Source organism: Methanococcoides seepicolus (assembly GCF_023684405.1).
Classification (GTDB): domain Archaea; phylum Halobacteriota; class Methanosarcinia; order Methanosarcinales; family Methanosarcinaceae; genus Methanococcoides; species Methanococcoides seepicolus.
The window spans coordinates 19,257-41,435 of sequence record NZ_JAGSOI010000018.1; the positions used below are offsets into that span (position 1 = coordinate 19,257).

Here is a 22,179-nt window from a genome sequence, read left to right on the forward strand (position 1 = left end):
TCTTGTAAGAAGACTTAAAAGTCTTGTTTCTTCTTCCTTCAATCCGTCAAAATCCGTATTTGCTCTGAAACCGATCCTTTCAAGCAAATGAGTTCTTATATATTCTATATCTTCAGGATTCCCTGCAAATATCATTGAATAGTTGATATGGGAAGAACCAAAGATTAAATTCTTCTTATAATCGATAGCTATCTCTGCACTATATCCTGTATCTGCTCGTACATTATTTCTTACGGAAGGAGATAGTTCACGGTCCACAGTTTCGATCGATTTGTAAGGGATCATGTTCCAACCGGCACCTGAAGGGAACCAAATATCATTGTCTGTGAAAGCCACAACAGCATTTTTCCATGCCAAGCTATGACTACTCATATTTATCATAATCCGTTGCAGATCGATAACGTATGATAACTTAATTTCCATCTCTCTTCACTCACACATTATAATTGTCTTCCTCTGTAAGCGATCTCATCCACCTCTTCAAAAGATGGTGGTCCTTTGTATCGAAAATTAAAGGATCGATCTGAAGGATCAATCTGGAATCAGATGCCATTATCGAGTCATTGGTCTGTTCCATGAACTTAATAACTGACCTGAGATCATTTTCAAGTATGAGATACTCAAGGCTATCTATCAGTACAATGCCGTCATCTACCTTTTTGATAAAATTATCTATTGTAGGATGAAGTTTGAACTATTCTGCAGGATCTACCGAAGGACATTCTGATCCTTTGGCCTTCGTAAGCCAGACAATGGGCGTTTTTGTAATATTGTACTTGCTCCTTATCTTTGCAGGATTTTCTCTTGTTATGCAAAGTCCAGGTCTTCCTTGCTTGACCATGGTGGCGAATATTTCATAAGAAGTATTCAGATCGCCACTATCCTGTATTAGGTACAACTTGCTTCAAGTTTTGGAGTATCTTTTATTTCTCTATTCTCTTCGATAGAAGGAGCAATCAAAAGTCCGCTTAGTTCGGAAATATCCTGAAGTGTGACAACAAGTCCTTTCTTATTCTCGTTCTCCATTATGACAGAGGTTGCTATGTTAAGATCGATACAGTTCCCATCTTTTTTAGATAGTCCTACAATAAGGTTATCCTGATCAGCAAATTCGAACAATTCATTATTGCAAGTTATTGTGGATATCGAATTATCGATAATCTCATCATTGGCATACCCAAGAAGTTTTGTAGCTTTCTCATTAGCCGTAACGATGTTTTGTTCGCTGTCAAGTACAATTGTTGCAATTGGTGAGATCCTGGTAAGCAGATTAAGGTGTTCATTAGCTTTTTTAAGCTCCTCTTCCACGATCTTACGAGCGGTTATATCCTCTCCTGAACAGAGAATTTCCGCTTTGTTCCCGTCCTTATCCTTCAGTTTGATAGCATTCCATGAAAGCACTTTCTTCTGCCCTGACTTTGCAATAATGCTCATTTCGAACACAGAACATTCTTCTGTTTCCACCTCACCTTGAAAGTCGTTAAAGCGTTTTTTTATGAACTCTCTGTCTTCCACAGGGATAAAATTATCAAAATAGTTTATACCGATCAGTTCCTCATCGGAACATTCGAGTATCGTTTTCCCCTTTTTGTTGATCTCGACAATATTCTGATCCTTGTCGATTATTAGTATCATGACACCTGCAACATCGAGATATTTCTGGGCAGTATCCCTTTCTTTGCGTACCATATCCTGTTGTTGTTTCAGCTTCAACAAAGAATGTACCCTTGTCTTCAGTTCCAGCATATCAACAGGTTTGGAAAGGAACTCATCGGCTCCTGATTCAATACCTTTTATCTTGTCTTCTTTTTCAGATAATGCTGTAACAAGAACTACAGGGATGAATTTCGTGCTGTCATCTTTCTTGAGGATCTCACAGGTTCGGTAGCCGTCCATTTTCGACATTAGGACATCGAGAAGGATCACGTCAGGCTCAAAATCCTTTACTTTTTCAAGGGCTTCAACACCATTAGTAGCCATTGTAAGTTCATAATCACTTGAAAGGTATGCTTCCATTAGCTCAAGGTTCCATGGTTCATCATCGACAACAAGTATCTTTGGAAGCAATTCACTCATATGGTAGACTCCTAAAAAGTAAAGGTATTTCTGATACGATTTTCATCCCTTTGTTTCCCCCTCTTTAATACTGGCCTAAGGAGATTTCATCTTTAAATTGTTATTACTTAAATAAATATGTTACTAGATATAATTGCATATTAAGATAATGTCAATCCTTGCTTAGAAAGATCGTTAGGCCGAAAAGAATAGCTGTCATGAAAAAAATCGTCTTTATCTCTATACTCTTTGCAAGTGCTCCAGCCATCAATGGCATCAGTGCAAGTCCTGCATAGATACAGGTATTATAGACACCCATTGCAATACCCTTTTCTACCTTCATGGAAGCGATAGCAATTGGAAGTCCTACAAGCATCAGACCAGTGCCAGTGCCAATGATGAAAAAACCTAACATCGGGCTATAAATTGTAACTACTATGCCAACGGTTGCCATCAGTATGCCTCTTTTAATGAGCTTTGCATGGCCGGTATCCATATAAGATGCCAGAAGGGATGAGATCATTGTAGATACATAGAGTAGCGAGATCGATATGCCCAGTTCTGTCTTTGAGAGTGTATCGATCCCATATTCGGGATAAAGGGATATAAGAACGCCGCTTGATCCTGCAAGTATGAACGAGATGATCCATATTCCGCGGGTATCCTTTGAGGTGAAAATATGTGACTTTGAGTGTTCTCTTTTACTTACTTTCTTTTGAAGTTCTATTTTTCCCATGGTCCTTGAAGGGACCATAAAAAGGTATATTGCAAAGATCATTGTAAAGAATATCAAAATAGAAAAAAGAATTATCCCGTTCTTAATATTAGTATGAACCAAATAACCAGTCACTGCAACACCGGCAGCTAGTCCGGCATTGATGAGAAAACTGAATTCCCCCATATAACGTGCTCTTTCTGTACAACCTGCCAGTCTTGAATATGCGGCAGGGAAGAATGCACCACATGCAACTCCTTCAATGAAGCGTGCTGATATAAATATCATGAAGTTATCCGTAAAGATCATCCACAGCCCTGATATAAAAGATAGCAAGAGACCAAGACTGATCAATTTCAGATTGTCAGTTCTATCACTTAATATTCCAAATGGAAGCAGAGTACTTAATGCTCCGAGGAAGAACGAAGAATATAGCAAACTTGAGGAATTTATTCCGTAGATCTGTCCAGTGGCAGAAAGTTCTGGTAGAACAGGTATGACAGCATTTGAAAGTCCCATTATAACTAAAGCTGATGAATAGATCAAGAACCTGTCATTGTCCATAATAGCTGATAATATAATGGAAGATAGATACGTCTTTGTATCTGTATATGATAACTTTTAATGCTCCTTAAAAGAGCTTGTTCATAAAGTAGGACAGTTGCAGTAGTGAGAATGAAGTATGAACGAATGTCTGCATTGGACATTAATTTCTCATTGGAGCCCAGATATCGTTAGTGGAGGATCTCATATTTTTTATTGAAAGTATTCTTTTCAACTACAGATACCTTTCCGGACCTATCTTTTATGATGTAATCTCTGGCTTTCCCCTGTAATGTACCTTTAGGAGTTTTCACACTAAAATCGGCAGTCATTCTTAATGCGTGACCGACCGGTGTTTTCTGTATCTCTTCATCGGTTGAAGCTGAATTTGTATGCAGATCTTTCTTTGATCTACTCATATTATCCCTCCCTCATAATTATGGGTCATTCATTGCTTATATATTTGTCCGACATACTTAATTATTTGCGAGTGTGTATAATTTTATAGTTATATTTATTCCATTCCTTCCGTCTAACACCTTTATTTCGGATTATTTCATACTATACTATTTATTCCAGGTTGACAAATGAGGATAGAAAGAATCTGGAAAGAGCATGAACATTACACTTATTGGCATGTCTGGAGCAGGCAAATCCACGATTGGAAAACAGCTTGCAAAAAAACTTGATCACAAGTTCATAGATATTGACGATCTAATACGAGGAAAGATCGGTACGGACCTGCAAACATTCATAGATGCTTACGGTGACGATGAGTTCATTGAACTTGAAGAACAGATCGTTATTGGACTTCATGCATTGGATAACTATGTTATTGCAACCGGCGGTAGCATAGTCTACTCGGAAAAAGCGATGAAACATCTAAAGGAAATTTCCACGATAGTTTATCTGGATGTGTCTTTTAGTCAGATCGCCAGGCGTATCTCTCCTTCCAAAAGAGGACTTGTTGGTTTTAAGGACAAGGGGCTAAAAGATCTGTATCATGAGCGAAAAAAGTTATATGAACGTTATTTAGACGTTCGGATAAAAATAAAGAAAGGGGAGAAAAAAGGGGATATTGTAGAACGCATCATTTTTTCATGTTCTGATAACGTTTCTACTTCTGGAAGTGTCTAAAATATATGCCGGTTTCAAATTTCAATTCGTTAGTGCCTGAATGGGGGCAGGTATCCTTCCACCGCGTGCTATAAACTTTTCTGAACTGAATTCAGAGACTTTCATGACCGGTGCTCTTCCAAGTAATCCTCCGTATTCCACGCTATCTCCTACTTTCTTACCCGGAGCAGGTATTAGGCGTACCGCCGTCGTTTTCTTGTTTATCATTCCAATGGCCATTTCATCGGCAATGATTGCTGAAATGGTTGCTGCAGACGTGTCTCCTGGAATTGCTATCATATCCAGTCCCACGGAACATACGCTGGTCATGGCTTCTAGCTTGTCAAGGCTCAATGCACCCAATTCGACCGCACGTATCATTCCTGCATCTTCGCTGACCGGAATGAAAGCACCACTTAAACCGCCCACATAGGATGAGGCCATTGAACCACCTTTTTTCACAGCATCGTTAAGCAGAGCAAGAGCCGCAGTTGTTCCATGTGTTCCGCAGGCCTCGAGTCCCATGGCTTCAAGGATGGCCGCAACACTATCACCTATTTCCGGGGTAGGTGCAAGGGAAAGGTCGAGAACTCCAAAATCGACATTGAGCCGTCGGGAAACTTCTCTTCCTACCATCTCTCCCATCCTTGTTATCTTAAAAGCGGTTTTCTTGATGGCTTCTGAGATCTCACCAAGGTCCGGGTCTTTCAGTTCGCGTACAGTTGAATTTACGACACCTGGTCCACTGACTCCGACATTAATGACACAATCCGGTTCTCCTATACCATGAAATGCGCCTGCCATGAAGGGATTATCTTCAGGTGCGTTTGCAAAGATAACAAGCTTTGCACATCCGATACCATCAGCATCTTTAGTTGCTTCCGCTGTCTTTTTGACTATATGTCCCATCATTGCCACAGCGTCCATGTTTATCCCTGCCTTTGTAGTTGCGACATTGATGGATGAACATACTTTTTTAGTACTGGCAAGAGCTTGCGGGATCGAATTGATAAGCTTCAGATCACCAGGAGTTATCCCTTTATGTACAAGGGCACTGAAACCTCCTATGAAATCGATACCTACATCTTCAGCAGCTTTGTCAAGGGTCTTTGCTATGGAAACATAGTCCTCAGTGTCACAACTTTCAGCAACGATAGCAATAGGGGTAACAGCAATTCGTTTGTTGGTTATGGGGATGCCGTAAAGGTTCTGAACTTCCTCTGTGGTTCTCACAAGTTCCTTTGCATAACCAGTTATCTTGTTGTAGATATTTTTATTGAGGACATCGATGTCACTATGACAGCAATCACGAAGATTAATTCCCATGGTAACTGTCCTTATATCAAAGTTCTCAGCTTTGATCATGTGGATGGTCTCAAGTATCTCTTCTGGATGAATAAGCATCTTGATCACCTGTTTTATATCCTGTGCATAAAGCGGAAGGCGTCTTCATGCTGTACACGCACTTCAACACCAAGCTCTTCCCCTTTTCCAACCATTGCTTTTTGGAATGCTGCAAGGTCAAAGTTCTCGGAATCCACACCTGCCAGCATGATCATTGTGAACAGGTCTTCCATTATGGTCTGGCTGATATCAACGATATTCACATTAAAATCTGCCATAACTTTTGTAATGCTGGCAACAATGCCTATTTTGTCGATACCGATAACAGTGATTATGAAGCGGGTTGAGGTCATATTTTTATCCTTCTTTCAATGACTTGATAGTTCGTTAGAATGAATGGTTACGTATAAGATGTGATTTATTATAGTTCTTTTCTGTATGAATTGATCAAAAATATATTTAGTTGTAGAGCAGGAAAAGACCTGCAATATAACCGAAATAGACCAGCATGATAACTACACCTTCCCATCTGTCAAGCCGTTTTTTCGTGATCCCGAAAATAATAAGCAAGAGCATGATAACTATCATGAATGGAAAGTCATACATAAGGGATTGGTCAAGGATCGGAATATCTCTTATCTGTGAGGAGAATCCAAGTATGAGTGCAATATCCATTGTGTTTGCACCGAGGATGTTTCCGATGGAAAGGTCCTGGTGCCCTTTAAGGGTTGCAGAAATTGCGGTTATAAGCTCAGGGAGAGATGTTCCAAGTGCTACAAGAGTTAATCCTATTATCATCTCAGGAATACCAAACCAGCGTGCTATCTCGGTGCCTGTGTCCACAAGTATGCGGCTTCCGATGACTACAAGTGTTGCTCCAAGTAAAAAGTAGAAGATATCTGACCGCATTTCGCCTAAAGACAGTTTTTCCCTTTTTTTATCATTCCCATCGAATATTGCGGATTGCAGACGATAGTTATAGTAGAGAAAACCAACGAATATGGTCAGTAGGATAATGCCATCGAAAGAACTTAATGTCTTATCCAATGTCAGTGCTATAAGTGTGAGCGCTGCTATCAGCATGATAGCACCTTTATGAAGGAAAGAGTGCCCATCCACAGGTATTGCCTTTACTGCTATTACCACTCCAAGTGCAAGGCCTATATTGCAGATGGCAGATCCGACCGCATTCCCGATCGTCAGGTCGGTATGACCAAGGTATGCGGCCATTGCAGAAACGGTAAATTCAGGTGCTGTCGTAGCAAAACTGACTATGGTGGCTCCGATTATGATCTTTGGAAGGCCGCTTTTGGCGGAGATGGCCACAGCGGCTTCAATGAACCAGTCCGCACCTTTGGTGATCAGGACAAGGCTTAACAGGAAAAGCAATAGGGTGGATAGCATAATGTTCACCCCTATAGCTTCCCATTAGATTTAAAATGCGTGTATCAGTCTTCTTCGGTGATGACGAGAACAGGTCCGATATTTGCTGCGATAAGCCATCGGGTAATACTTCCAAGGGGTTCGGACCTCAAAGATTCGGAACCCATTATTGTCAGGTTCACATTCTTTTCTTCGGCTATTCTTATGAGGTCCTTGGCAATGTCATCATTGTCAAGTATGATCTTTTCAACCTCTACTCCTGTTTTGTCTGCATTTTCAAGAGCATAGTTCATGTTGGCTTCGATATTCTCCTTTACGATCACCATCATCTTTTCAGCCAGTTCTTTTGGAAAGATGCATTGCAGAGTTTTTTTCCTTTCCACATAGACAATGATCAACTTGCCTGATTCTTTATCCGCGACATGTAGTGCGTGATCGATGACCCTTTTTGAAAGCTGCTTTTCATCAATGGGAACAAGAATGTTCTTATAAGCGATCTCTTCCATGTTCTTTCACCTTTTGATATTATGTCTTTGATCATTTAAGCCATTGTCACTGATACGATTTCCATCGTTCTGTCATTGAAGACCTAATGAAGTCACAGCCAGGACGATCAGTATTCCCAGTCCTACCATTCTCACGGCATGTTTTATGAGACTTTGTTTAGCGAGCTTACCTGAATATACTCCAAGTATTGCAAGAACAGATATGCTGAGTATGATTGCTATCTCAAGTGACAGCGTATCAAATAGTACGAAGGGCATTATTGGTATAAGGGAGCCAATAAGGCTTGATCCGCCGTGTGTAATGGAATCATTCCATATCTTTTTCTTTGTATCACGTTCTAGGGTTGTGGATTCAAGACTTCGTAGAAGGGGTTTTTCCAGTTCTGCAAGATTGCCATACTCGACCGCACTTTCAGCAAGATATGAACCGATACCGTTAGTCAGTGCAAGGGCAACGGCACCACCAAGAGCAGCATTGATAATGATCGATGGATCATCCACAACATGTGATGTTCCTATGACGACACCAAGCACCGCCAGTATTCCATCTATACTCCCTAATATGATGTATCTTCCCTGTTCGTGATCAAGTTTCATTTTCCATAACCTGTGGAGCATTTGAACCTTTTCGAGTAAAAAAATGTTATAATAGTACAAACAATGTTATGCTATTACTAAAACCATTATCCTTTGATCAATTTGCAATAGCAGCGTCTCTTGTCTGGGCAATATGCTTGTGCATGGCAGATTCGATTACATATTCTAATTCTTCATCCATAAAAGGTTTCTGTAAATAACCTACAGGGTTTGCAAATGATGCTCTTGTAGTTGTTTCATTGGATGAGTCCCCTGTTAAGAAAATGATTGGGACTGAGCATCTATCTTCTATCTCTAATGCTGTCTCGATACCATCAAGGTTTCCTTTGATAAAAATATCCATTATAATAAGATCAGGAATATTTTCATTGATCATCAATAATGCTTGCTTCCCTGATACTGCATGTCCTGCTATTTTATATCCCATTTCAAGAAGTTTCAACTTGATCATCATGGCGACTATCATTTCATCTTCGACTATCAGGATGCTCTTTTCTTTCATACTACCACCAGTTGAACAGATTGTAAATTGTAAATTCATTGCAAAAAAGAAAATGATCCGGAGTATCAACTCCGGTTTTAGTAGTTATGACGTACCCCCATACATCAACACTTTAAACGATCATTTATGCCAGACACATGATTTTCCTTCACCCTCATGACTTGACATGATCGTGACTTCCTTCTTTGACTCCCACAACCCATGAACGTTGCAGCTTGCCAGCGCATCTAACTTCATTACAACAGATTTGCTGCCACATTTTCCACAAACATTTACACCACGAATGTTGCATACCTGATAGGCATGGATACCCACAATTTCTTCTGTTGGTTCAACAGTAAATGTTGCTTCAGCTTTCTCATCGGAAGGTGATAGTTCTACCCTGCCGATCTTTATATCCCCGAGCGAGAGTTCGATCCATTCTATATAGTGTTCATCCTGCATAACGTGTGGTAATTCCCCCACTTTTACAGTAACTTCGAATGAACCTTTTGCGGTCATCACTTCATCAGCTTCGATAACAGGTACATGTTTCTGTTCTGTTTCTGTGATGTTTTCCGGGTCTTTAAGTCGGTTGATTACTTGTTCACTCATAAGATCACCCATTACTTCATTATTTTATACGATATTTGAAAATATATAGGTTGCCAGCAAAAATGCTGGCAACAGTTCTCACATGTTCAGAACCTGTAATTCTTGACTGAGTGGTAGAGTACCACACCGAAGAATACAAGGATCACTGCCAGCAATCCAAAATACTGTACTGGATCCCAGACGAATTGCATGGTTCCTGTTCCTTCCCAGCCCACAAGGACCGTTCCCTGAATGATCACCGGGACTACGATACAGATACCTGCCAGTATGAATATGAACAGGATATCGAATATCGTCATGAACATGCTTCTTTCTGTCTTCATTTCGCTTGCCATGTCTTTCCCCCCTTCACTCGTAATACTTAAAGTCGTACATGTGTTCTTTGATGGAGTTGTACACTCTGATACATCCGATGGTCTCGATCCCGAGCAGAAGCAACAGGAACAAGAGGTAAACCGGAAAGAGTGTACGAACTTCAGGCACTGCATCCCATAGAGTTGACATTACTGTGTAAAAGACAAATGTTTCTGAGAAGAACAATAGTCCTAATACAAGAACAATAATGCCTGCATCTTTTTTGAGGTCGTTGTGATATTTTGTTTCATTTACCATTTATCTTCCTCCATTATTTCCTGTGTGCAGGTTCAGGCCATCCAAGGTCTTCTCCCCAGTCGTGTTTTGCGTCTATGCTCCTATATCTCCATGAGAAGTAGAAGTAGGCTATTATGTAGAACAAAAGTCCGAAGATCAGGTTGTAACTGTATCCCCAGTTAAGTGTAGACATGATCACGATCGCCAGGAATATTGTGAAATATGCCAGATAAGGTTGCAGAGGTCCGACAAATGGACGTACTTTTTGTGTGTGTTCCGGGAACATCTTCCTGAAGCGTATCAGGGAGAATGGGATCATCACGTAGCATACCAGACCTGATGTGATGGAGAAAGTAATGACCTGGTCCAGGAAACCACTGTATGCAAAGGCAACAGCAATTGGCATTGTGAAAATGACTGCCCTGTATGGTGTGCTGTATTTTGTGTGTACTGCAGCGAACCAGTTGGTCAGGAAATGATCTCTTGACAGAGCAAACCAGGACCTTGATGAATCACAGACAGTACCGTTGGCACTTGCAAGACAGGTGAATAGAGTACCTACTGCAAGGAATGCAACCAGGAATTTAACACCGCTCTGGTTTGCTGCTTCAAAGAGTGGATATACTGAAACACCGAGTTCTGCGGTTGGAATGAGTCCTGCACAGACATAGAATGTCATACCTGCTCCGAGAAGAAGGGTGATCATACCTGCCTGCTGTCCAAGAGGAATAGCTCTTGTTGGGTGTTTACATTCCTCAGCACACATTGCTGCTCCTTCGATACCAAGGTAGAACCATGGTCCAAACTGCAATGCGGCGAAAACTCCGATAAATCCGTTAGGTATAGCTCCTGAAATAAGGTATTCCGGATGCCATGTTCCGCCAATTCCACCAATATTCATAAAGAAGAATGCTATAATTGCTATCAATGCTGTGAATGTAAGAGCAAAGTTAAGATTCAGTGCTGCTACAACTCCACGATAGTTCATAAATGTCAAGGCCGCGATAACAAGCAAAGTTACCGGGAATGTTTGTATTTCCGGGAAGATCGATTGTGCAATGGATGCTACAACAATAGCGTCCGCAGCTTCCAGGGCAATATATTCCATATAAACAGCAAGACCTACAATGGCCGCCGCACCGGGTCCGACGAATAGTCGTGCCCAATCGTATGGTCCACCGGCAAGTTTCGTGGATGAACCTAGTTCACTGGCACACAGTGAAACCATTACATACATAGTACCTGCAACCAGTAGTGCAAAGAGTGAACCGAGTATACCACCTTTTGCAACTGTGAAGTTCCAACCCATGTATTCGCCGACCAACACGATACCGACACCAAGTGCCCATACATGATATGGACGCAGTGTCTTTACCAGTTCGACTCCATTTGAATTTTCTGACATTTGTTCTCCTCCTGTAGCATTACTTGTTGGATACTTTGCTTGCGTCCAACAACATCCAGCCGATCAAGGCAAAACATATGAGGTAAATTACCCCGTTTATTAAAGTCCACATATCCATTTTGAATGCCCCCTTAGCATCTTGTTTGACTTTTTATTTTGATGTTTATTTGTCTATTTAAATAATGACAAATGGCGTTATAAAAAAAAACCAGCGATCTCTCGCTGGTAAAAACGTCATTGCGAATTTCAGGGTTAGAATGTAAGACCGAAGTCTTCGAGTTTCCTTCTTGCACCCTCGTAGACCTTGACATACTCGTCTGTTGGTGTAACGGTTGCAACGTCATAACAGTCCTGGAATCTCTTACCTTCAGGAGCATTTGCGTAGTTGCCTTCGTAGGAGCTGACGATGTTGTTGATCACAGCGTTCACGGAGTCGATGTCCATACCTGCTGTTGCACGTGCGACTTCTCCCATCATCCTTGCTTCCATACCGGTTGTCTTGTCAGTGATGACACCCTTTGCTGCTGCGACACCTGAGAGGATCTCACGGCCGGATGCTGTGTCATTTACTGACTGTGCTGCTGCTTCGAGGAGGCACATTTCGGTACATGGACCTGCACATGGATAGTACTGGTTACCGGTCATAAGGTCTGTGAATTCACTGAGGGTTGCACATGCCCATCCAGCGATCTGGAGGGTTTCTCTGGTGTTGGTGGATCCCCATCTGATGTGGACAGGACCATCAAGGTGCCAGCTTGCACTGCTCATTACCATGGAGTTAAGGCTGGTTGCAATGTCTACAATGGTTGTTTCCTCAATACCGCCAGCGTATCCGCCGAAGATAGGCATCTGTTCATCCATGATGATGTCGCTGTTACCCTTGTAGTGTGCGATAACTGCGATCGCATCGAGGTCGATCTTAAGCTCGTTGAGCTGTGATACTTCATGGCTGTCACTTGTTACCTGGCCACCGACACAGTCGGAAGCGATATTTCCCTGAGCGGACAGGGAAGTCTCAGGTCCCTAAACAGCCATACCAGGTCTGCCAGCCATTGCTGCTGCGTTCTTGATGAGCCTTGTCTCGGACTTTGCTGCGAGGATCTCGTATGGGCTGCCTGGTATAGGTGGCTTACCACGGATTGTCATCATGACACCGTTAACGATCGTGTCGACTTCCTTCTCGAGTGCATAGCTCATGTGTATTGGCATGAACATATCTTCTGAGATAGGTGAGCCGGTTGGACCGCCCTGTACTATAGGCTTTCTCTTGTCGCCTACTGTCCTCTTCTTCATCTGTACTGAATCTCTGCCGGTACCGAGCTGGAATGCTGGCATTGGGTTGTTGATAGCGTCCCAGATCTCGTCCTCTGTGTATTTGACGATCCTCTTTGTGTCTGTGCAGTAGATACCACAGTCAAGGAGCATTTCGAAACCTGCCTTGAAGAGTCTCTCCATCTGGTCCTTGTCAGTTGGAACGCTCTCGGTGCCAAAGTCAAGGTTGTATTTCTGCTTGAGTTCCATTGACTTCATTGGAATGGTCATCAGATCCCAGTCATCCTGGGTACATTTCTCTCCTTTCTGTGCTCGGTCGTAGAAGTCAAAGCAGGTAACTGATTTTGTAAATGTCATTTTGATCTCTCCTGCTCATGCCATAAGTTCAAGTGCTACTCTTGCTGCTTCTGCTGCATTTTCGGCTGTGCCGTCTGCACCGCATTCATCGATCCATGCATCTGTGACTGGTGCGCCACCGAACATGATCTTAACGGAATCTCTGAGGTTCTCTTCTTCGAGTAACCTTACTACATCTTTCTGGCCAAGCATTGAGGTTGTCATAAGTGCGGAACCGACAAGGAGCATTTTCTTACCCTTGTTCTTTGCAATTGCTTCTACTACATCCTCGTTTGGAATATCTGTTCCAAGGTCAAGGATCTCAAAGCCGTTTGCACCGAGCATTGTTGTAACAAGGCGGTGACCGATATCGTGAATATCTCCTTCCTGTACGAAAGTTACTGCCATGCCTACACCCTCATCTTCGCCTTTCTCTTCTGCGAGAATTGGCTCAAGGATCTCCATTGCAGCCTTCATTGCCTTTGCAGACATCATGATCTGTGGAAGGTAGATAGTTGCTGCTTCGAAGTTGTCGCCTACGATCTTCATTCCTGGTGCAAGTGCTTCGTTGATAATGTCGAAAGCAGTAATTCCTGCATCAAGAGCTTCCTGTGTTATTACAGGGCAGCCGTTGATATCTTGATTCACTATTGCGTTTTTGAGCTTGTCAAAAATTTCTTGATTTCCCATTTTCATCACCTTTATTATATCAATCTTGCAGCCCGCTCGTATTGTTTCAACGCGACCGGTCGTTTGTCCTGCTTAATTGCAAATATTCCTTGATGATACTCGTATATAAACATTTGCAAAATAGAACTTAACTATTTATACTTTTAAATCATTAACGGCTGCCATGGTAAAAACCGAAATGTATCCTATTCAAAAAAAGTTGACTTACGAAGAACTAAATAAAAGAATTAGGTATATCGAGATCCTTATTAAAATACTTGATCGACTATATTTTGTCCGGTACAGGTATAATGGTGATTCTGTCGAAGAAGCTGCAAGGAAGGTCGGGGTGACCAAAAGGGTTGCATACGTATGGCAAAAACGGTGGAATCGTGATGGTTATTCCGGTCTGTTACCGCGTTATGCAGGCGGTCGTCCTTCCAAGTTGACCGATGATCAGAAGAGTGATCTAAAGTTCTATCTAAGGATGCAAGGGAACTGGACGACTGCACGTGTCAGAGAGTTGATCAAAGATAAATTTGGTGTCGAATATTCTCTAAAACAAGTAAGAGTTATTATGAAGGGACTGGATTAAAAGGCTATTTAGTTTGGTTCGAAATGCATATTTCCGGTCATTTTGCGTACTTAATGCAAGGTAATAACTTTATTATTCGAAATGCTTATCTACTAGATGGCGGAAAAGGCAAACCTCTCTATTCTTCCTCATTTTTATTTTCCTTTAAGGTGAATTTTCAACAAATTTTTAGACATTATTTACTAATGCTTTGGATATAATTTATCGAATAAATGTGTTTTATCTACTAAAGTTGGGGCACCTAGGGCACATTTCGTTAAATTTATTTATGGTGCGTCTGTTTGGTATGACAATCTGATCTCTGGTCAGTCCCAATGGCCATATGTTCACTATAATTAGAAGGATCAAAACAATGAAAATGGATGCTAGATGTACATATTGCCTTCTTTCGAGAGTTCACTACGAAGCAAAACTTTCCACAAACGATGATAAACTTATTCACAAGACAATGCTTGCGGGTATCGATGTTCTTAAAGATACTTACGTCCCTGGTGTTCCGGCAGGTGTGGTCTCGACAGCTATCCACAGGAAAGCATATGAAGTGCTCAATGATGATGATCCTTATCTCGATCTTAAGATATTAAGCAATGAGATAGCTGAAAAGGTCTATCCTTATGCTCATTCTCTTGTTCATGAAGGCGAGCCTTCTGACCTGGAGATGTTCAGAAGGGCAGTGCTTGCATCCGTAATAGGCAATTTCTTCGATTTCGGTATAATGGGATTCGATGTGGGGGAGGATGTCTTTGACAGGACCTTTGCAGATATATTCCGTAAAGGACTTGATGTGGATGATACTCCTGAGATGTTCGATCTGCTTGATAATGTCGTCTATGTCGTAGACAACTGCGGGGAGATAATCCTCGATACACTGGTCTTAGATATTATCCGAAAGGTCGGCGGTAAGATCACTCTCGTAGTAAGGGGTGCTCCTATGCTTACAGATGTGACCATGGATGATGTAAGAAAATACGAGCTTGATAAGAAAGTCGACCGGGTCCTGACCACCGGTTGTAATGCAGTAGGTGTAAGTTTTGATGAAGCACCACCGGAGTTCATTGAAGCCCTTGAGGATGCAAGTCTTATCATAAGCAAAGGAATGGCTAACTATGAAACAATGTCCGAAAGGTCATTTGGTCCTATAGCATACCTCCTCCGTACAAAATGTGAAGCGGTTGCCGAGGACATGGGGCTTGAAATGGGTTATTCCGTAGCTCAGCTTGTCAGATGAGCTAAATTGATGTGAAAGTAGTTATCTATTATAAGAACATAGTAAAAGTATTTAGGGCAAGTTTGGTTTGGATAGAATTCCCCTAAAGGGTATTTCATAAAACAGAATGCCATAAAAACAGGTGTATATATGTGCGAACTTAATGTGATCGTAATAAAAGGCGATGAAAAGGAACTGGTGATGGAGTCCGTCACAAAAATGTTGGTCGATGGAGATTCCATCGAACTGACTGGTATATTCGGGGAAAAGACGATAATCTTTGGTACTATAAAAGAGATCGACTTCTCAAAAGGGGAAACTATAATTATTGGAAACTGAATTAACAGGACATACCTATCACAAGTGGTCTACAGGATTACTTCCTGCCATTATGTGATCGTGATTCAGCATTACAGATGTTTATCATTACAATATTTTATACAATACTTATTTGTCAAATCCAGGATGGAAGGTGCATTAAATGACAAAGGTTAAAGTTGCAATAAACGGATATGGAACTATAGGGAAAAGAGTGGCAGATGCTGTAGCACTTCAGGATGATATGGAGATCATCGGTGTTGCAAAGACCCGTCCTAACTTTGAGACCGTAATGGCAAAGGATAAAGGTTTCAATGTCTATACCCTCGCAGACAGGGTAGGAGCTATGGAAATGGAAGGCATCGAGGTTTCCGGCACGGTTGAGGAAATGATCGAAGCAGCAGATGTCGTAGTTGACTGTACTCCAGGAAAGGTCGGTGCTACTAACAAGGACCTTTATGAGAAGGCAGGCATCAAGGCCATTTGGCAGGGTGGTGAAGCCCACACACTTACAGGTTGTTCATTCAATGCCGAGACCAACTATGATGAAGCTCTTGGAAAGGACTTTGTCAGGGTAGTTTCTTGTAATACCACCGGTCTTTGCCGTGTCTTATCACCACTCGATAAGGAATTTGGAATCAAAAAAGCACGCGTGACCCTTCTTAGAAGGGCTGCTGATCCGGGAGATATTAAGACCGGTCCTATCAATGCGATCGTTCCAAACCCCATCAAGCTTCCATCCCACCATGGTCCTGATGTAAAGACGGTCATTCCGAACATCGACATTGCAACTACTGCTGTAAAACTCCCTACAACACTTATGCACCTGCATACTGTCAACCTTGAACTTGAAAAGGAATGCACTGCCGAAGATGTTGAGAGCATTCTTGCAGAACAGAGTCGCGTAAGGTTCGTAGGGCAGGGTATCACATCCACAGCAGAGATAATGGAGCTCGCAAAGGACCTTGGCAGGCCAAGGGGCGACATGTGGGAGAACTGCATCTGGAATGAATCCATAACGATGTATGAGGGAGAACTTTATTTCTTCCAGGCCATCCACCAGGAATCAGATGTAATTCCTGAGAATGTCGATGCCATTCGTGCAATGATGGAACTCGAATCCGATGCGTCAAGGTCCATAGAGATAACAAATAAAACAATGGGCATCTAATACCCTAATTTTCTTTTGACCATGTCGGTATCTCAACAAATGCTGGAATTCTGTGATCTTCTTGCGGAGTCTGCATCAAATGCAATTTCCGATCTTGTGGGCACTGAAGAAGCATTCAGGACTGTATATGTCGGGGCTGATGGAACCGATACTAAACTGATAGATGATGTTTCTGAGAAAGCGATCATTGAAATTTTAAAGGCTGATGGTCGTTCGATCCGTTTATTGAGCGAAGAGCTGGGTGAGGTTGTGTTCGGTGATGATCCGGAGTTCACCATAATACTGGACCCGCTTGACGGAACGTACAATGTTGCCCACGATATCCCAGTTTATGGCATTTCCATTGCTATCGGCGAGCCGGACCTATCTTCCACCTATTTCGGATATGTGAGAAATCTTGCGAACGGAGATACGTTCTATGCGGAATCCGGGAAGGGTGCATATTTCAATGATAAAAGGATCTACCATTCTAAATGTTCTTCATTAAACGAGTTCTGTGTAAGCCTCTATGGTTATCGCAAAAATGTGGAGAGGACGCTATATCTGTGCAAGAAGGTTCGGAGGATCCGGATATTTGGCAGCGTTTCACTGGAATTGTGCTATGTGGCATCCGGAAGACTGGATGCTTTTGTGGATGTCCGTGGTTCTCTTCGTCTTGTTGATGTTGCAGCTGGTAAGTTGATAATAGAAGAATCGGGTGGTATCGTCACTGATGGGGATGGAAATGCTCTCAAATTGAAAGATAGTGTGATAAACCCTGTATATATGATAGCATCGAACGGATGTGCTCATTCAGACATATTAAATCTTGTGAAGAGGTGAACAAATGACCATCAGGAAGATCGGGATCGTGTCAAGATGTGACCACACGGATGCACTTGAGATGGTCAGTAGGATCGTTGATACTTTCAGGTCAAAAGTGGAAATAGCATTATCTCCCAATACAGCCCTCCCTTTAAAGCTTGAAGGCGTGGAGATAATACCTGTTGAGCTGATGAGGCAAAATGGTGTTGAGTTACTTATCTCCGTTGGCGGAGATGGTACTGTTCTTCGAAATATTGCCCGTATGGAGGACCCTCTTCCGATACTTGGAATTAATATGGGTACGGTGGGTTTTCTTGTGGAGGTCAATCCGTCCGAAGCGATAAGTACCATTGAGGAAGTCCTTGAAGGTTTCAAATATTCCGAACGTTCCAGGTTGGCTATTGATCTTAATGGGGAAGCCATTCCTGCTGCGACCAATGAGGTTGTGCTAACGACCGCAAGGCCTGCAAAGATACTGACTTTCAGAATAACCATAGATGATCAAAAAGCAGAAGAGATGCGTGCAGATGGTGTTGTTATCGCAACTCCTACCGGCTCCACTGCTTATGCTATGAGCGCAGGTGGTCCTCTGATTGATCCTGCAGTGAATGCAACATTGATCGTCCCGCTTGCACCATTTAAATTATCAGCAAGGCCCTGGGTTGTTTCTGCAAGCAGTATTATCAAAGTAGAGATGATCGTACCGGAGAAGAAAGCTGCACTTGTTGTCGATGGGCAGTATACGCACACAATTCAGAAAAATGATGTGGTAACATTGACAATGTCAGACATGCCTGCCAGATTTGTGGAGATATCTGCCAGTGGATTCTATGAAAGGGTACAGAACAAGCTTAGATAATTGTATATATTGGAGACAAAACCTACGTATTTATATAGTGTCCTTTCAAACACTCGAACGGGAATCAATATTATGGCAAATACTGATTATTCTAAAAATGAACTAATGAACTTCATTGATCAGAGTCCTCTTGATATCGAGATATGTGATGTTACATTAAGGGATGGCGAACAAACCCCTGGTGTTGCTTTTACAAGAGATGAAAAGATAGACCTTGCCCTTGAACTTGATTCTATCGGCGTTGAGGTCATTGAAGCTGGTTTTCCGGTAGTCTCGACTTCGGAGAAAGATATCGTCAAGGAGATCAGCAATTTGGGTCTTGATGCCAACATCTGCTGCCTTGCACGCTCTGTCATAAATGATGTCGATGCAGCTATCGATTGTGATGTTGATATTGTCAGCATTTTCATTGCTATGTCAGATCTTCATTTAAAGTTCAAATACCACAAAAGCTGTGCTGATGTTTTCAGTTGCGCGATGGGTGCCATCGAACATGCAAAGGACCACGGTCTCAAGGTAAGGTTTGCCGCTGAGGATGCCACAAGGACGAACATTGAGACCCTCAAGAGAGCCTTTCTGGCAGCAGAAGATTATCATGTGGACTATGTGAGCATTGCTGATACCATTGGTATATTGAGCCCTGCTACAACACACTACCTTGTTAGTGAGGTCAAGAAGGTCGTTAATACGCCTATATGTATCCACTGTCACAATGATCTTGGGATGGCTACCGCAAATACGTTGGTTGCTGCTGAGGCTGGTGCAAAGCAATTGCATACAACTATTAATGGCATCGGCGAGCGTGCAGGTAATGCATCTCTTGAGGAACTGCTGGTGGCATTGAGGGTGCAGCATGGTATTGAAACGTATGATACGACCAAATTGAACAGTATTTCCAGGAAACTTGAAAAATATTCAGGTCTTCCCACAGCTGTCAATAAAGCAGTTGTTGGAAAGCATGCGTTCACGCATGAATCTGGTATCCATGTAATGGCAATTCTTGAAGAGCCAAGGACATATGAGCTTTTCTCTCCTGAAATGGTCGGTGGGAAGCGTAACCTCATTGTTGGCAAGCATACTGGCAAAAAAGCTTTGAAAGGCATTGTAAATGACCTTGGCTATGAGCTTGACCAAGACGAGCTATGCGCATTGATATCCAAGGTAAAGAACTGTACTGAGGTCAAAAAAGGTCTTTCGAGAGAAAGGCTCGAAGAAATGATCCGCAATGTGCGTTCACATTAATGTTCAGGCAAGGATCTTACTATCTTAAATAATATTGATATAAAACGAGATCTGCATGTTATCATGCAGAATTCTCAGCTTATTTATGAACGTTTAAAGAAGCTTTTTGTATTCTTTTTTTTTCAGCTACTTCTTCTTCATTATAGTTCATCTGGTTGTTCTCAAGTATGACTACATAATCTGCTGAATTTCTAAGTGCTGTTGAGAATCCGGGTTCTACCCCAAATAATATGGTCTCTTTTCCATGCTCATTGGCTTTGTTCAGAAGAGGTTTAAAATCAGCATCCCTTGTGACAAGCGCGATTGTATCGATTGTTGGATTGTAGACAAGCTCCATTCCTTCTACTGCGAGACGCACATCGACATCACTGGAGCAGATGATGGGTTCGAATCCATTATTCTCAATGGCTTCTACAAGTTTGTCTGATGCATACTGGTTCAGGAATACTCTCCCGATCTTCACGTTGCCGTATTCTTTTAGTACGTCACGTATCTCTTCAAGGTTGACGTTGAATTCCTTGCGTAATACATTCGGACCATCGACCAAAAGACCAATACTCCTTCTGCCGGTTTCCTTCTTTGTACTAAGATATTTTACAATGGAGTTAAATCCGGTTTTAACGTTCTGCATGTTTCCCTCGGCCTTTTCTTAGAATAATGATATGACTACACATTCAATTAATTATATTCTTTCTTCAAATATATAAATACTAATCTAATAGATGCATTCTTAATAATTCTATGTAATCCAATTCAATAATTCTATGGTCAACTCCCCTGAGTCACTTCCTAATGAAGAAATGAATGTATACTATATATATTGTTTCTGCTCACTTTTAAAGGATATCTGCCATAGCGATCCTTTTAGCACGGACCGTTATCGGGGCCTCTGCAAGCAAAAAACAATTATGTATTTTCTTACCCTGTTTTTTCCGTGTGTAACGAACCTCTCCGCCGTAAAGGAGATGGTCATTCAGGATATCTTCAAATTGTATCCTCTCCTCAGGTTTTAGTTCAATAACACTGATCCCATCAAGGAACCAATTATACACCTTAAGGAGGAATACTTCTCTGACCCGTTTGAAATTTTCAGGATCATATTCTGATGCCTTGTCCAGATATATAGTCCTTTTCAGTTCAGGTGCCCATCCTGCGATCTTTTCTTCCATCTCTATGAACTGGATCGGTATCTCTTCCCCGGTTTCAGGTCGAGGGCGGTAATTTGCAAGACGGGACCTTTTATCATTCAGACAGATCACCTTCGAAAACTGTAGTAATTCCGATTGCGCTGTTCAATCGTTTTTTTGAGCCTGTAACCCATGAAAACTCCTACCAGGACTCCACTAAGGTGGGCTGTGTGGGCTACCATATCGTTTGCATTCAACAACATAAAGTCAAGAAGTACGAACAGTACGAGTGCGTATTTTATTTTCATCGGAATGAAATATACGTATACTTCCATCTCAGGTGCTAGTACGGTAAGTGCTGCAAAGACTCCCATGATCGCGCCGCTAGCTCCTACGATCGGGTAACCGGCTGTGCTGGTTATCGAATATCCAAGTGCTGCAACTATTCCTGAGATAAAGTAAACATAGAGGAAAAGGTCCTTTCCGATGCGTTTTTCAAGTTCCCTACCAAAGAAGAACAAAACAAGCATATTGAAGAACAGATGTCCGAAACTGGCATGTAGGAACATGTGTGTGATAAGTGTCCATGGTCTTGAGAGCATCAGGCCCGGAATTAACTGGAACGCCGCTGCGTAGCCCGGTATGGCTTCCAGGAAGAATGAAATTATGCAAATGAAGATAATAGCCATTGAGGGACTTGTCTTTATCGATGAACGTGTTTTGCGGGCAGCGTGTGATGCAGCTCCTTTTGCTGCGGTCTTTGCCGCTTCTTTCATCATGTTCTTCACGAGTTCATCCATGTTAGTATTGGATGTTTGGCCTGAGCTTCTATGGTCACCGCGGTAATTATTATCCGAATATCCCTTATATTGTCCATTCTCCCTGTCAAGTCCTGTACAAGCATGCCTTTCAGGCAGCCGGTGATCGGAGCAATATTGATTTCCGCAAAAGCGGCAGGTATACATCATAGGTTCCTGTTTACCACATATCCAGCATTTATTATCCAAGCTATCCTCCCAAACACTATATTGGAGTGTATTCATTAAGTTAATATCTGCTATCTGATAAAATGATTTCCAATAATTGTTTAATTATACTTCTGAGAATTTCAAATTAGCTCATAATTCCCCCCATTCTAGTTTGATAACACCTTCCTTAAAAAAAACTACCAAACAAATTACTACCTTCAACCTTATTTTGTAACTCAGTAAGCACCAGCAATTGATAT

Annotated in this window: 26 protein-coding genes and 2 pseudogenes; 8 read left to right on the plus strand and 20 right to left on the minus strand. The window is 41.9% G+C overall.

What is annotated here, in order from left to right; all coding sequences use genetic code 11:
* The 5 genes and pseudogenes from KDK67_RS06060 to KDK67_RS06080 all read right to left on the minus strand — a co-directional run.
* On the minus strand, nucleotides 1–372 hold a 372-nt coding region (locus KDK67_RS06060; protein WP_250867931.1), incomplete at its 3' end, for a hypothetical protein.
* Between the two features lie 61 nt (nucleotides 373–433).
* Nucleotides 434–898, minus strand: a pseudogene (locus KDK67_RS06065) (DUF835 domain-containing protein).
* Nucleotides 889–2,076, minus strand: a complete 1,188-nt coding sequence (locus KDK67_RS06070) for a PAS domain S-box protein (protein WP_250867302.1) — start codon at nucleotides 2,074–2,076, stop codon at nucleotides 889–891. Before KDK67_RS06070 ends, KDK67_RS06065 begins: the two are co-directional and overlap by 10 nt.
* Before the next feature lie 151 nt (nucleotides 2,077–2,227).
* Nucleotides 2,228–3,334 carry an MFS transporter gene (locus KDK67_RS06075; RefSeq protein WP_250867303.1) on the minus strand — a complete coding sequence of 369 codons (1,107 nt, stop codon included), beginning with the start codon at nucleotides 3,332–3,334 and terminating at the stop codon, nucleotides 2,228–2,230.
* 170 nt (nucleotides 3,335–3,504) lie between these two features.
* Nucleotides 3,505–3,732: a hypothetical protein gene (locus KDK67_RS06080; RefSeq protein WP_250867304.1), complete on the minus strand. Its 228-nt coding sequence runs from the start codon at nucleotides 3,730–3,732 to the stop codon at nucleotides 3,505–3,507.
* Between the two features lie 196 nt (nucleotides 3,733–3,928).
* Between KDK67_RS06080 and KDK67_RS06085 the strand changes: the two genes are divergently transcribed.
* Complete coding sequence (locus KDK67_RS06085; protein WP_250867305.1) at nucleotides 3,929–4,450, plus strand: shikimate kinase; 522 nt, start codon at nucleotides 3,929–3,931, stop codon at nucleotides 4,448–4,450.
* A 21-nt stretch (nucleotides 4,451–4,471) separates the two neighbouring features.
* On the opposite strand, the gene KDK67_RS06090 is transcribed toward KDK67_RS06085, so the two are convergent.
* The 12 genes and pseudogenes from KDK67_RS06090 to KDK67_RS06145 all read right to left on the minus strand — a co-directional run bounded on the left by KDK67_RS06090 (nucleotide 4,472) and on the right by KDK67_RS06145 (nucleotide 13,649).
* On the minus strand, nucleotides 4,472–5,833 hold the full coding sequence (locus KDK67_RS06090) for a PFL family protein (protein ID WP_250867306.1): 1,362 nt from the start codon (nucleotides 5,831–5,833) through the stop codon (nucleotides 4,472–4,474).
* Nucleotides 5,834–5,847: 14 nt separating this feature from the next.
* A complete protein-coding gene (locus tag KDK67_RS06095) occupies nucleotides 5,848–6,126 on the minus strand; it encodes an ACT domain-containing protein (protein WP_250867307.1) in 279 nt (92 codons plus the stop codon).
* A 106-nt stretch (nucleotides 6,127–6,232) separates the two neighbouring features.
* Nucleotides 6,233–7,177, minus strand: a complete 945-nt coding sequence (locus KDK67_RS06100; RefSeq protein WP_250867308.1) for a calcium/sodium antiporter — start codon at nucleotides 7,175–7,177, stop codon at nucleotides 6,233–6,235.
* Nucleotides 7,178–7,221: 44 nt separating this feature from the next.
* Nucleotides 7,222–7,662, minus strand: a complete 441-nt coding sequence (locus KDK67_RS06105) for a universal stress protein (RefSeq protein WP_250867309.1) — start codon at nucleotides 7,660–7,662, stop codon at nucleotides 7,222–7,224.
* 72 nt (nucleotides 7,663–7,734) lie between these two features.
* On the minus strand, nucleotides 7,735–8,259 hold the full coding sequence (locus KDK67_RS06110) for a VIT1/CCC1 transporter family protein (RefSeq protein ID WP_250867310.1): 525 nt from the start codon (nucleotides 8,257–8,259) through the stop codon (nucleotides 7,735–7,737).
* 97 nt (nucleotides 8,260–8,356) lie between these two features.
* Nucleotides 8,357–8,761: a response regulator gene (locus tag KDK67_RS06115; RefSeq protein ID WP_250867311.1), complete on the minus strand. Its 405-nt coding sequence runs from the start codon at nucleotides 8,759–8,761 to the stop codon at nucleotides 8,357–8,359.
* A 120-nt stretch (nucleotides 8,762–8,881) separates the two neighbouring features.
* Nucleotides 8,882–9,355 (minus strand): class II SORL domain-containing protein, encoded by a 474-nt coding sequence (locus KDK67_RS06120; RefSeq protein WP_250867312.1) that lies wholly within the window; start codon nucleotides 9,353–9,355, stop codon nucleotides 8,882–8,884.
* A gap of 86 nt (nucleotides 9,356–9,441) precedes the next feature.
* A complete protein-coding gene (locus tag KDK67_RS06125; RefSeq protein ID WP_250867313.1) occupies nucleotides 9,442–9,690 on the minus strand; it encodes an AcrB/AcrD/AcrF family protein in 249 nt (82 codons plus the stop codon).
* A 13-nt stretch (nucleotides 9,691–9,703) separates the two neighbouring features.
* A complete protein-coding gene (locus KDK67_RS06130; protein ID WP_250867314.1) occupies nucleotides 9,704–9,967 on the minus strand; it encodes a monomethylamine transporter in 264 nt (87 codons plus the stop codon).
* Nucleotides 9,968–9,980: 13 nt separating this feature from the next.
* Complete coding sequence (locus KDK67_RS06135; RefSeq protein WP_250867315.1) at nucleotides 9,981–11,351, minus strand: APC family permease; 1,371 nt, start codon at nucleotides 11,349–11,351, stop codon at nucleotides 9,981–9,983.
* Between the two features lie 252 nt (nucleotides 11,352–11,603).
* Nucleotides 11,604–12,980: pseudogene (locus tag KDK67_RS06140) on the minus strand (monomethylamine:corrinoid methyltransferase).
* 15 nt (nucleotides 12,981–12,995) lie between these two features.
* Nucleotides 12,996–13,649 carry a methyltransferase cognate corrinoid protein gene (locus tag KDK67_RS06145; protein ID WP_250867932.1) on the minus strand — a complete coding sequence of 218 codons (654 nt, stop codon included), beginning with the start codon at nucleotides 13,647–13,649 and terminating at the stop codon, nucleotides 12,996–12,998.
* A gap of 163 nt (nucleotides 13,650–13,812) precedes the next feature.
* Between KDK67_RS06145 and KDK67_RS06150 the strand changes: the two genes are divergently transcribed.
* The 7 genes from KDK67_RS06150 (at nucleotide 13,813) to KDK67_RS06180 (ending at nucleotide 19,824) form a co-directional block, all read left to right on the plus strand.
* A complete protein-coding gene (locus KDK67_RS06150; RefSeq protein ID WP_250867933.1) occupies nucleotides 13,813–14,223 on the plus strand; it encodes a helix-turn-helix domain-containing protein in 411 nt (136 codons plus the stop codon).
* Nucleotides 14,224–14,575: 352 nt separating this feature from the next.
* Nucleotides 14,576–15,451, plus strand: a complete 876-nt coding sequence (locus KDK67_RS06155) for a damage-control phosphatase ARMT1 family protein (protein WP_250867934.1) — start codon at nucleotides 14,576–14,578, stop codon at nucleotides 15,449–15,451.
* Between the two features lie 129 nt (nucleotides 15,452–15,580).
* Entirely contained in the window at nucleotides 15,581–15,769 is a 189-nt protein-coding gene (locus KDK67_RS06160) for a CooT family nickel-binding protein (protein WP_250867935.1), read from the plus strand.
* Between the two features lie 142 nt (nucleotides 15,770–15,911).
* A complete protein-coding gene (locus tag KDK67_RS06165) occupies nucleotides 15,912–16,919 on the plus strand; it encodes a type II glyceraldehyde-3-phosphate dehydrogenase (RefSeq protein WP_250867936.1) in 1,008 nt (335 codons plus the stop codon).
* A gap of 21 nt (nucleotides 16,920–16,940) precedes the next feature.
* Nucleotides 16,941–17,741 (plus strand): bifunctional fructose-bisphosphatase/inositol-phosphate phosphatase, encoded by an 801-nt coding sequence (locus KDK67_RS06170; protein WP_250867937.1) that lies wholly within the window; start codon nucleotides 16,941–16,943, stop codon nucleotides 17,739–17,741.
* A 4-nt stretch (nucleotides 17,742–17,745) separates the two neighbouring features.
* Nucleotides 17,746–18,582 (plus strand): NAD(+)/NADH kinase, encoded by an 837-nt coding sequence (locus KDK67_RS06175; protein WP_250867938.1) that lies wholly within the window; start codon nucleotides 17,746–17,748, stop codon nucleotides 18,580–18,582.
* Nucleotides 18,583–18,654: 72 nt separating this feature from the next.
* Nucleotides 18,655–19,824: a homocitrate synthase family protein gene (locus tag KDK67_RS06180; protein ID WP_250867939.1), complete on the plus strand. Its 1,170-nt coding sequence runs from the start codon at nucleotides 18,655–18,657 to the stop codon at nucleotides 19,822–19,824.
* Between the two features lie 79 nt (nucleotides 19,825–19,903).
* On the opposite strand, the gene KDK67_RS06185 is transcribed toward KDK67_RS06180, so the two are convergent.
* The 3 genes from KDK67_RS06185 to KDK67_RS06195 all read right to left on the minus strand — a co-directional run bounded on the left by KDK67_RS06185 (nucleotide 19,904) and on the right by KDK67_RS06195 (nucleotide 21,958).
* Complete coding sequence (locus KDK67_RS06185) at nucleotides 19,904–20,455, minus strand: TIGR00288 family NYN domain-containing protein (RefSeq protein WP_250867940.1); 552 nt, start codon at nucleotides 20,453–20,455, stop codon at nucleotides 19,904–19,906.
* 205 nt (nucleotides 20,456–20,660) lie between these two features.
* Complete coding sequence (locus tag KDK67_RS06190) at nucleotides 20,661–21,083, minus strand: hypothetical protein (protein ID WP_250867941.1); 423 nt, start codon at nucleotides 21,081–21,083, stop codon at nucleotides 20,661–20,663.
* Complete coding sequence (locus KDK67_RS06195) at nucleotides 21,080–21,958, minus strand: rhomboid family intramembrane serine protease (RefSeq protein ID WP_250867942.1); 879 nt, start codon at nucleotides 21,956–21,958, stop codon at nucleotides 21,080–21,082. Before KDK67_RS06195 ends, KDK67_RS06190 begins: the two co-directional genes overlap by 4 nt.
* Between the last annotated feature and the right edge of the window lie 221 nt (nucleotides 21,959–22,179).

Bases quoted from the DNA above. Each gene is read 5' to 3' on its own strand.
- KDK67_RS06070 (WP_250867302.1), bottom strand. From the start codon at position 2,076: ATGAGTGAATTGCTTCCAAAGATACTTGTTGTCGATGATGAACCATGG.
- KDK67_RS06075 (WP_250867303.1), bottom strand. From the start codon at position 3,334: ATGGACAATGACAGGTTCTTGATCTATTCATCAGCTTTAGTTATAATG.
- KDK67_RS06080 (WP_250867304.1), bottom strand. From the start codon at position 3,732: ATGAGTAGATCAAAGAAAGATCTGCATACAAATTCAGCTTCAACCGAT.
- KDK67_RS06085 (WP_250867305.1), top strand. From the start codon at position 3,929: ATGAACATTACACTTATTGGCATGTCTGGAGCAGGCAAATCCACGATT.
- KDK67_RS06090 (WP_250867306.1), bottom strand. From the start codon at position 5,833: ATGCTTATTCATCCAGAAGAGATACTTGAGACCATCCACATGATCAAA.
- KDK67_RS06095 (WP_250867307.1), bottom strand. From the start codon at position 6,126: ATGACCTCAACCCGCTTCATAATCACTGTTATCGGTATCGACAAAATA.
- KDK67_RS06100 (WP_250867308.1), bottom strand. From the start codon at position 7,177: ATGCTATCCACCCTATTGCTTTTCCTGTTAAGCCTTGTCCTGATCACC.
- KDK67_RS06105 (WP_250867309.1), bottom strand. From the start codon at position 7,662: ATGGAAGAGATCGCTTATAAGAACATTCTTGTTCCCATTGATGAAAAG.
- KDK67_RS06110 (WP_250867310.1), bottom strand. From the start codon at position 8,259: ATGAAACTTGATCACGAACAGGGAAGATACATCATATTAGGGAGTATA.
- KDK67_RS06115 (WP_250867311.1), bottom strand. From the start codon at position 8,761: ATGAAAGAAAAGAGCATCCTGATAGTCGAAGATGAAATGATAGTCGCC.
- KDK67_RS06120 (WP_250867312.1), bottom strand. From the start codon at position 9,355: ATGAGTGAACAAGTAATCAACCGACTTAAAGACCCGGAAAACATCACA.
- KDK67_RS06125 (WP_250867313.1), bottom strand. From the start codon at position 9,690: ATGGCAAGCGAAATGAAGACAGAAAGAAGCATGTTCATGACGATATTC.
- KDK67_RS06130 (WP_250867314.1), bottom strand. From the start codon at position 9,967: ATGGTAAATGAAACAAAATATCACAACGACCTCAAAAAAGATGCAGGC.
- KDK67_RS06135 (WP_250867315.1), bottom strand. From the start codon at position 11,351: ATGTCAGAAAATTCAAATGGAGTCGAACTGGTAAAGACACTGCGTCCA.
- KDK67_RS06145 (WP_250867932.1), bottom strand. From the start codon at position 13,649: ATGGGAAATCAAGAAATTTTTGACAAGCTCAAAAACGCAATAGTGAAT.
- KDK67_RS06150 (WP_250867933.1), top strand. From the start codon at position 13,813: ATGGTAAAAACCGAAATGTATCCTATTCAAAAAAAGTTGACTTACGAA.
- KDK67_RS06155 (WP_250867934.1), top strand. From the start codon at position 14,576: ATGAAAATGGATGCTAGATGTACATATTGCCTTCTTTCGAGAGTTCAC.
- KDK67_RS06160 (WP_250867935.1), top strand. From the start codon at position 15,581: ATGTGCGAACTTAATGTGATCGTAATAAAAGGCGATGAAAAGGAACTG.
- KDK67_RS06165 (WP_250867936.1), top strand. From the start codon at position 15,912: ATGACAAAGGTTAAAGTTGCAATAAACGGATATGGAACTATAGGGAAA.
- KDK67_RS06170 (WP_250867937.1), top strand. From the start codon at position 16,941: ATGTCGGTATCTCAACAAATGCTGGAATTCTGTGATCTTCTTGCGGAG.
- KDK67_RS06175 (WP_250867938.1), top strand. From the start codon at position 17,746: ATGACCATCAGGAAGATCGGGATCGTGTCAAGATGTGACCACACGGAT.
- KDK67_RS06180 (WP_250867939.1), top strand. From the start codon at position 18,655: ATGGCAAATACTGATTATTCTAAAAATGAACTAATGAACTTCATTGAT.
- KDK67_RS06185 (WP_250867940.1), bottom strand. From the start codon at position 20,455: ATGCAGAACGTTAAAACCGGATTTAACTCCATTGTAAAATATCTTAGT.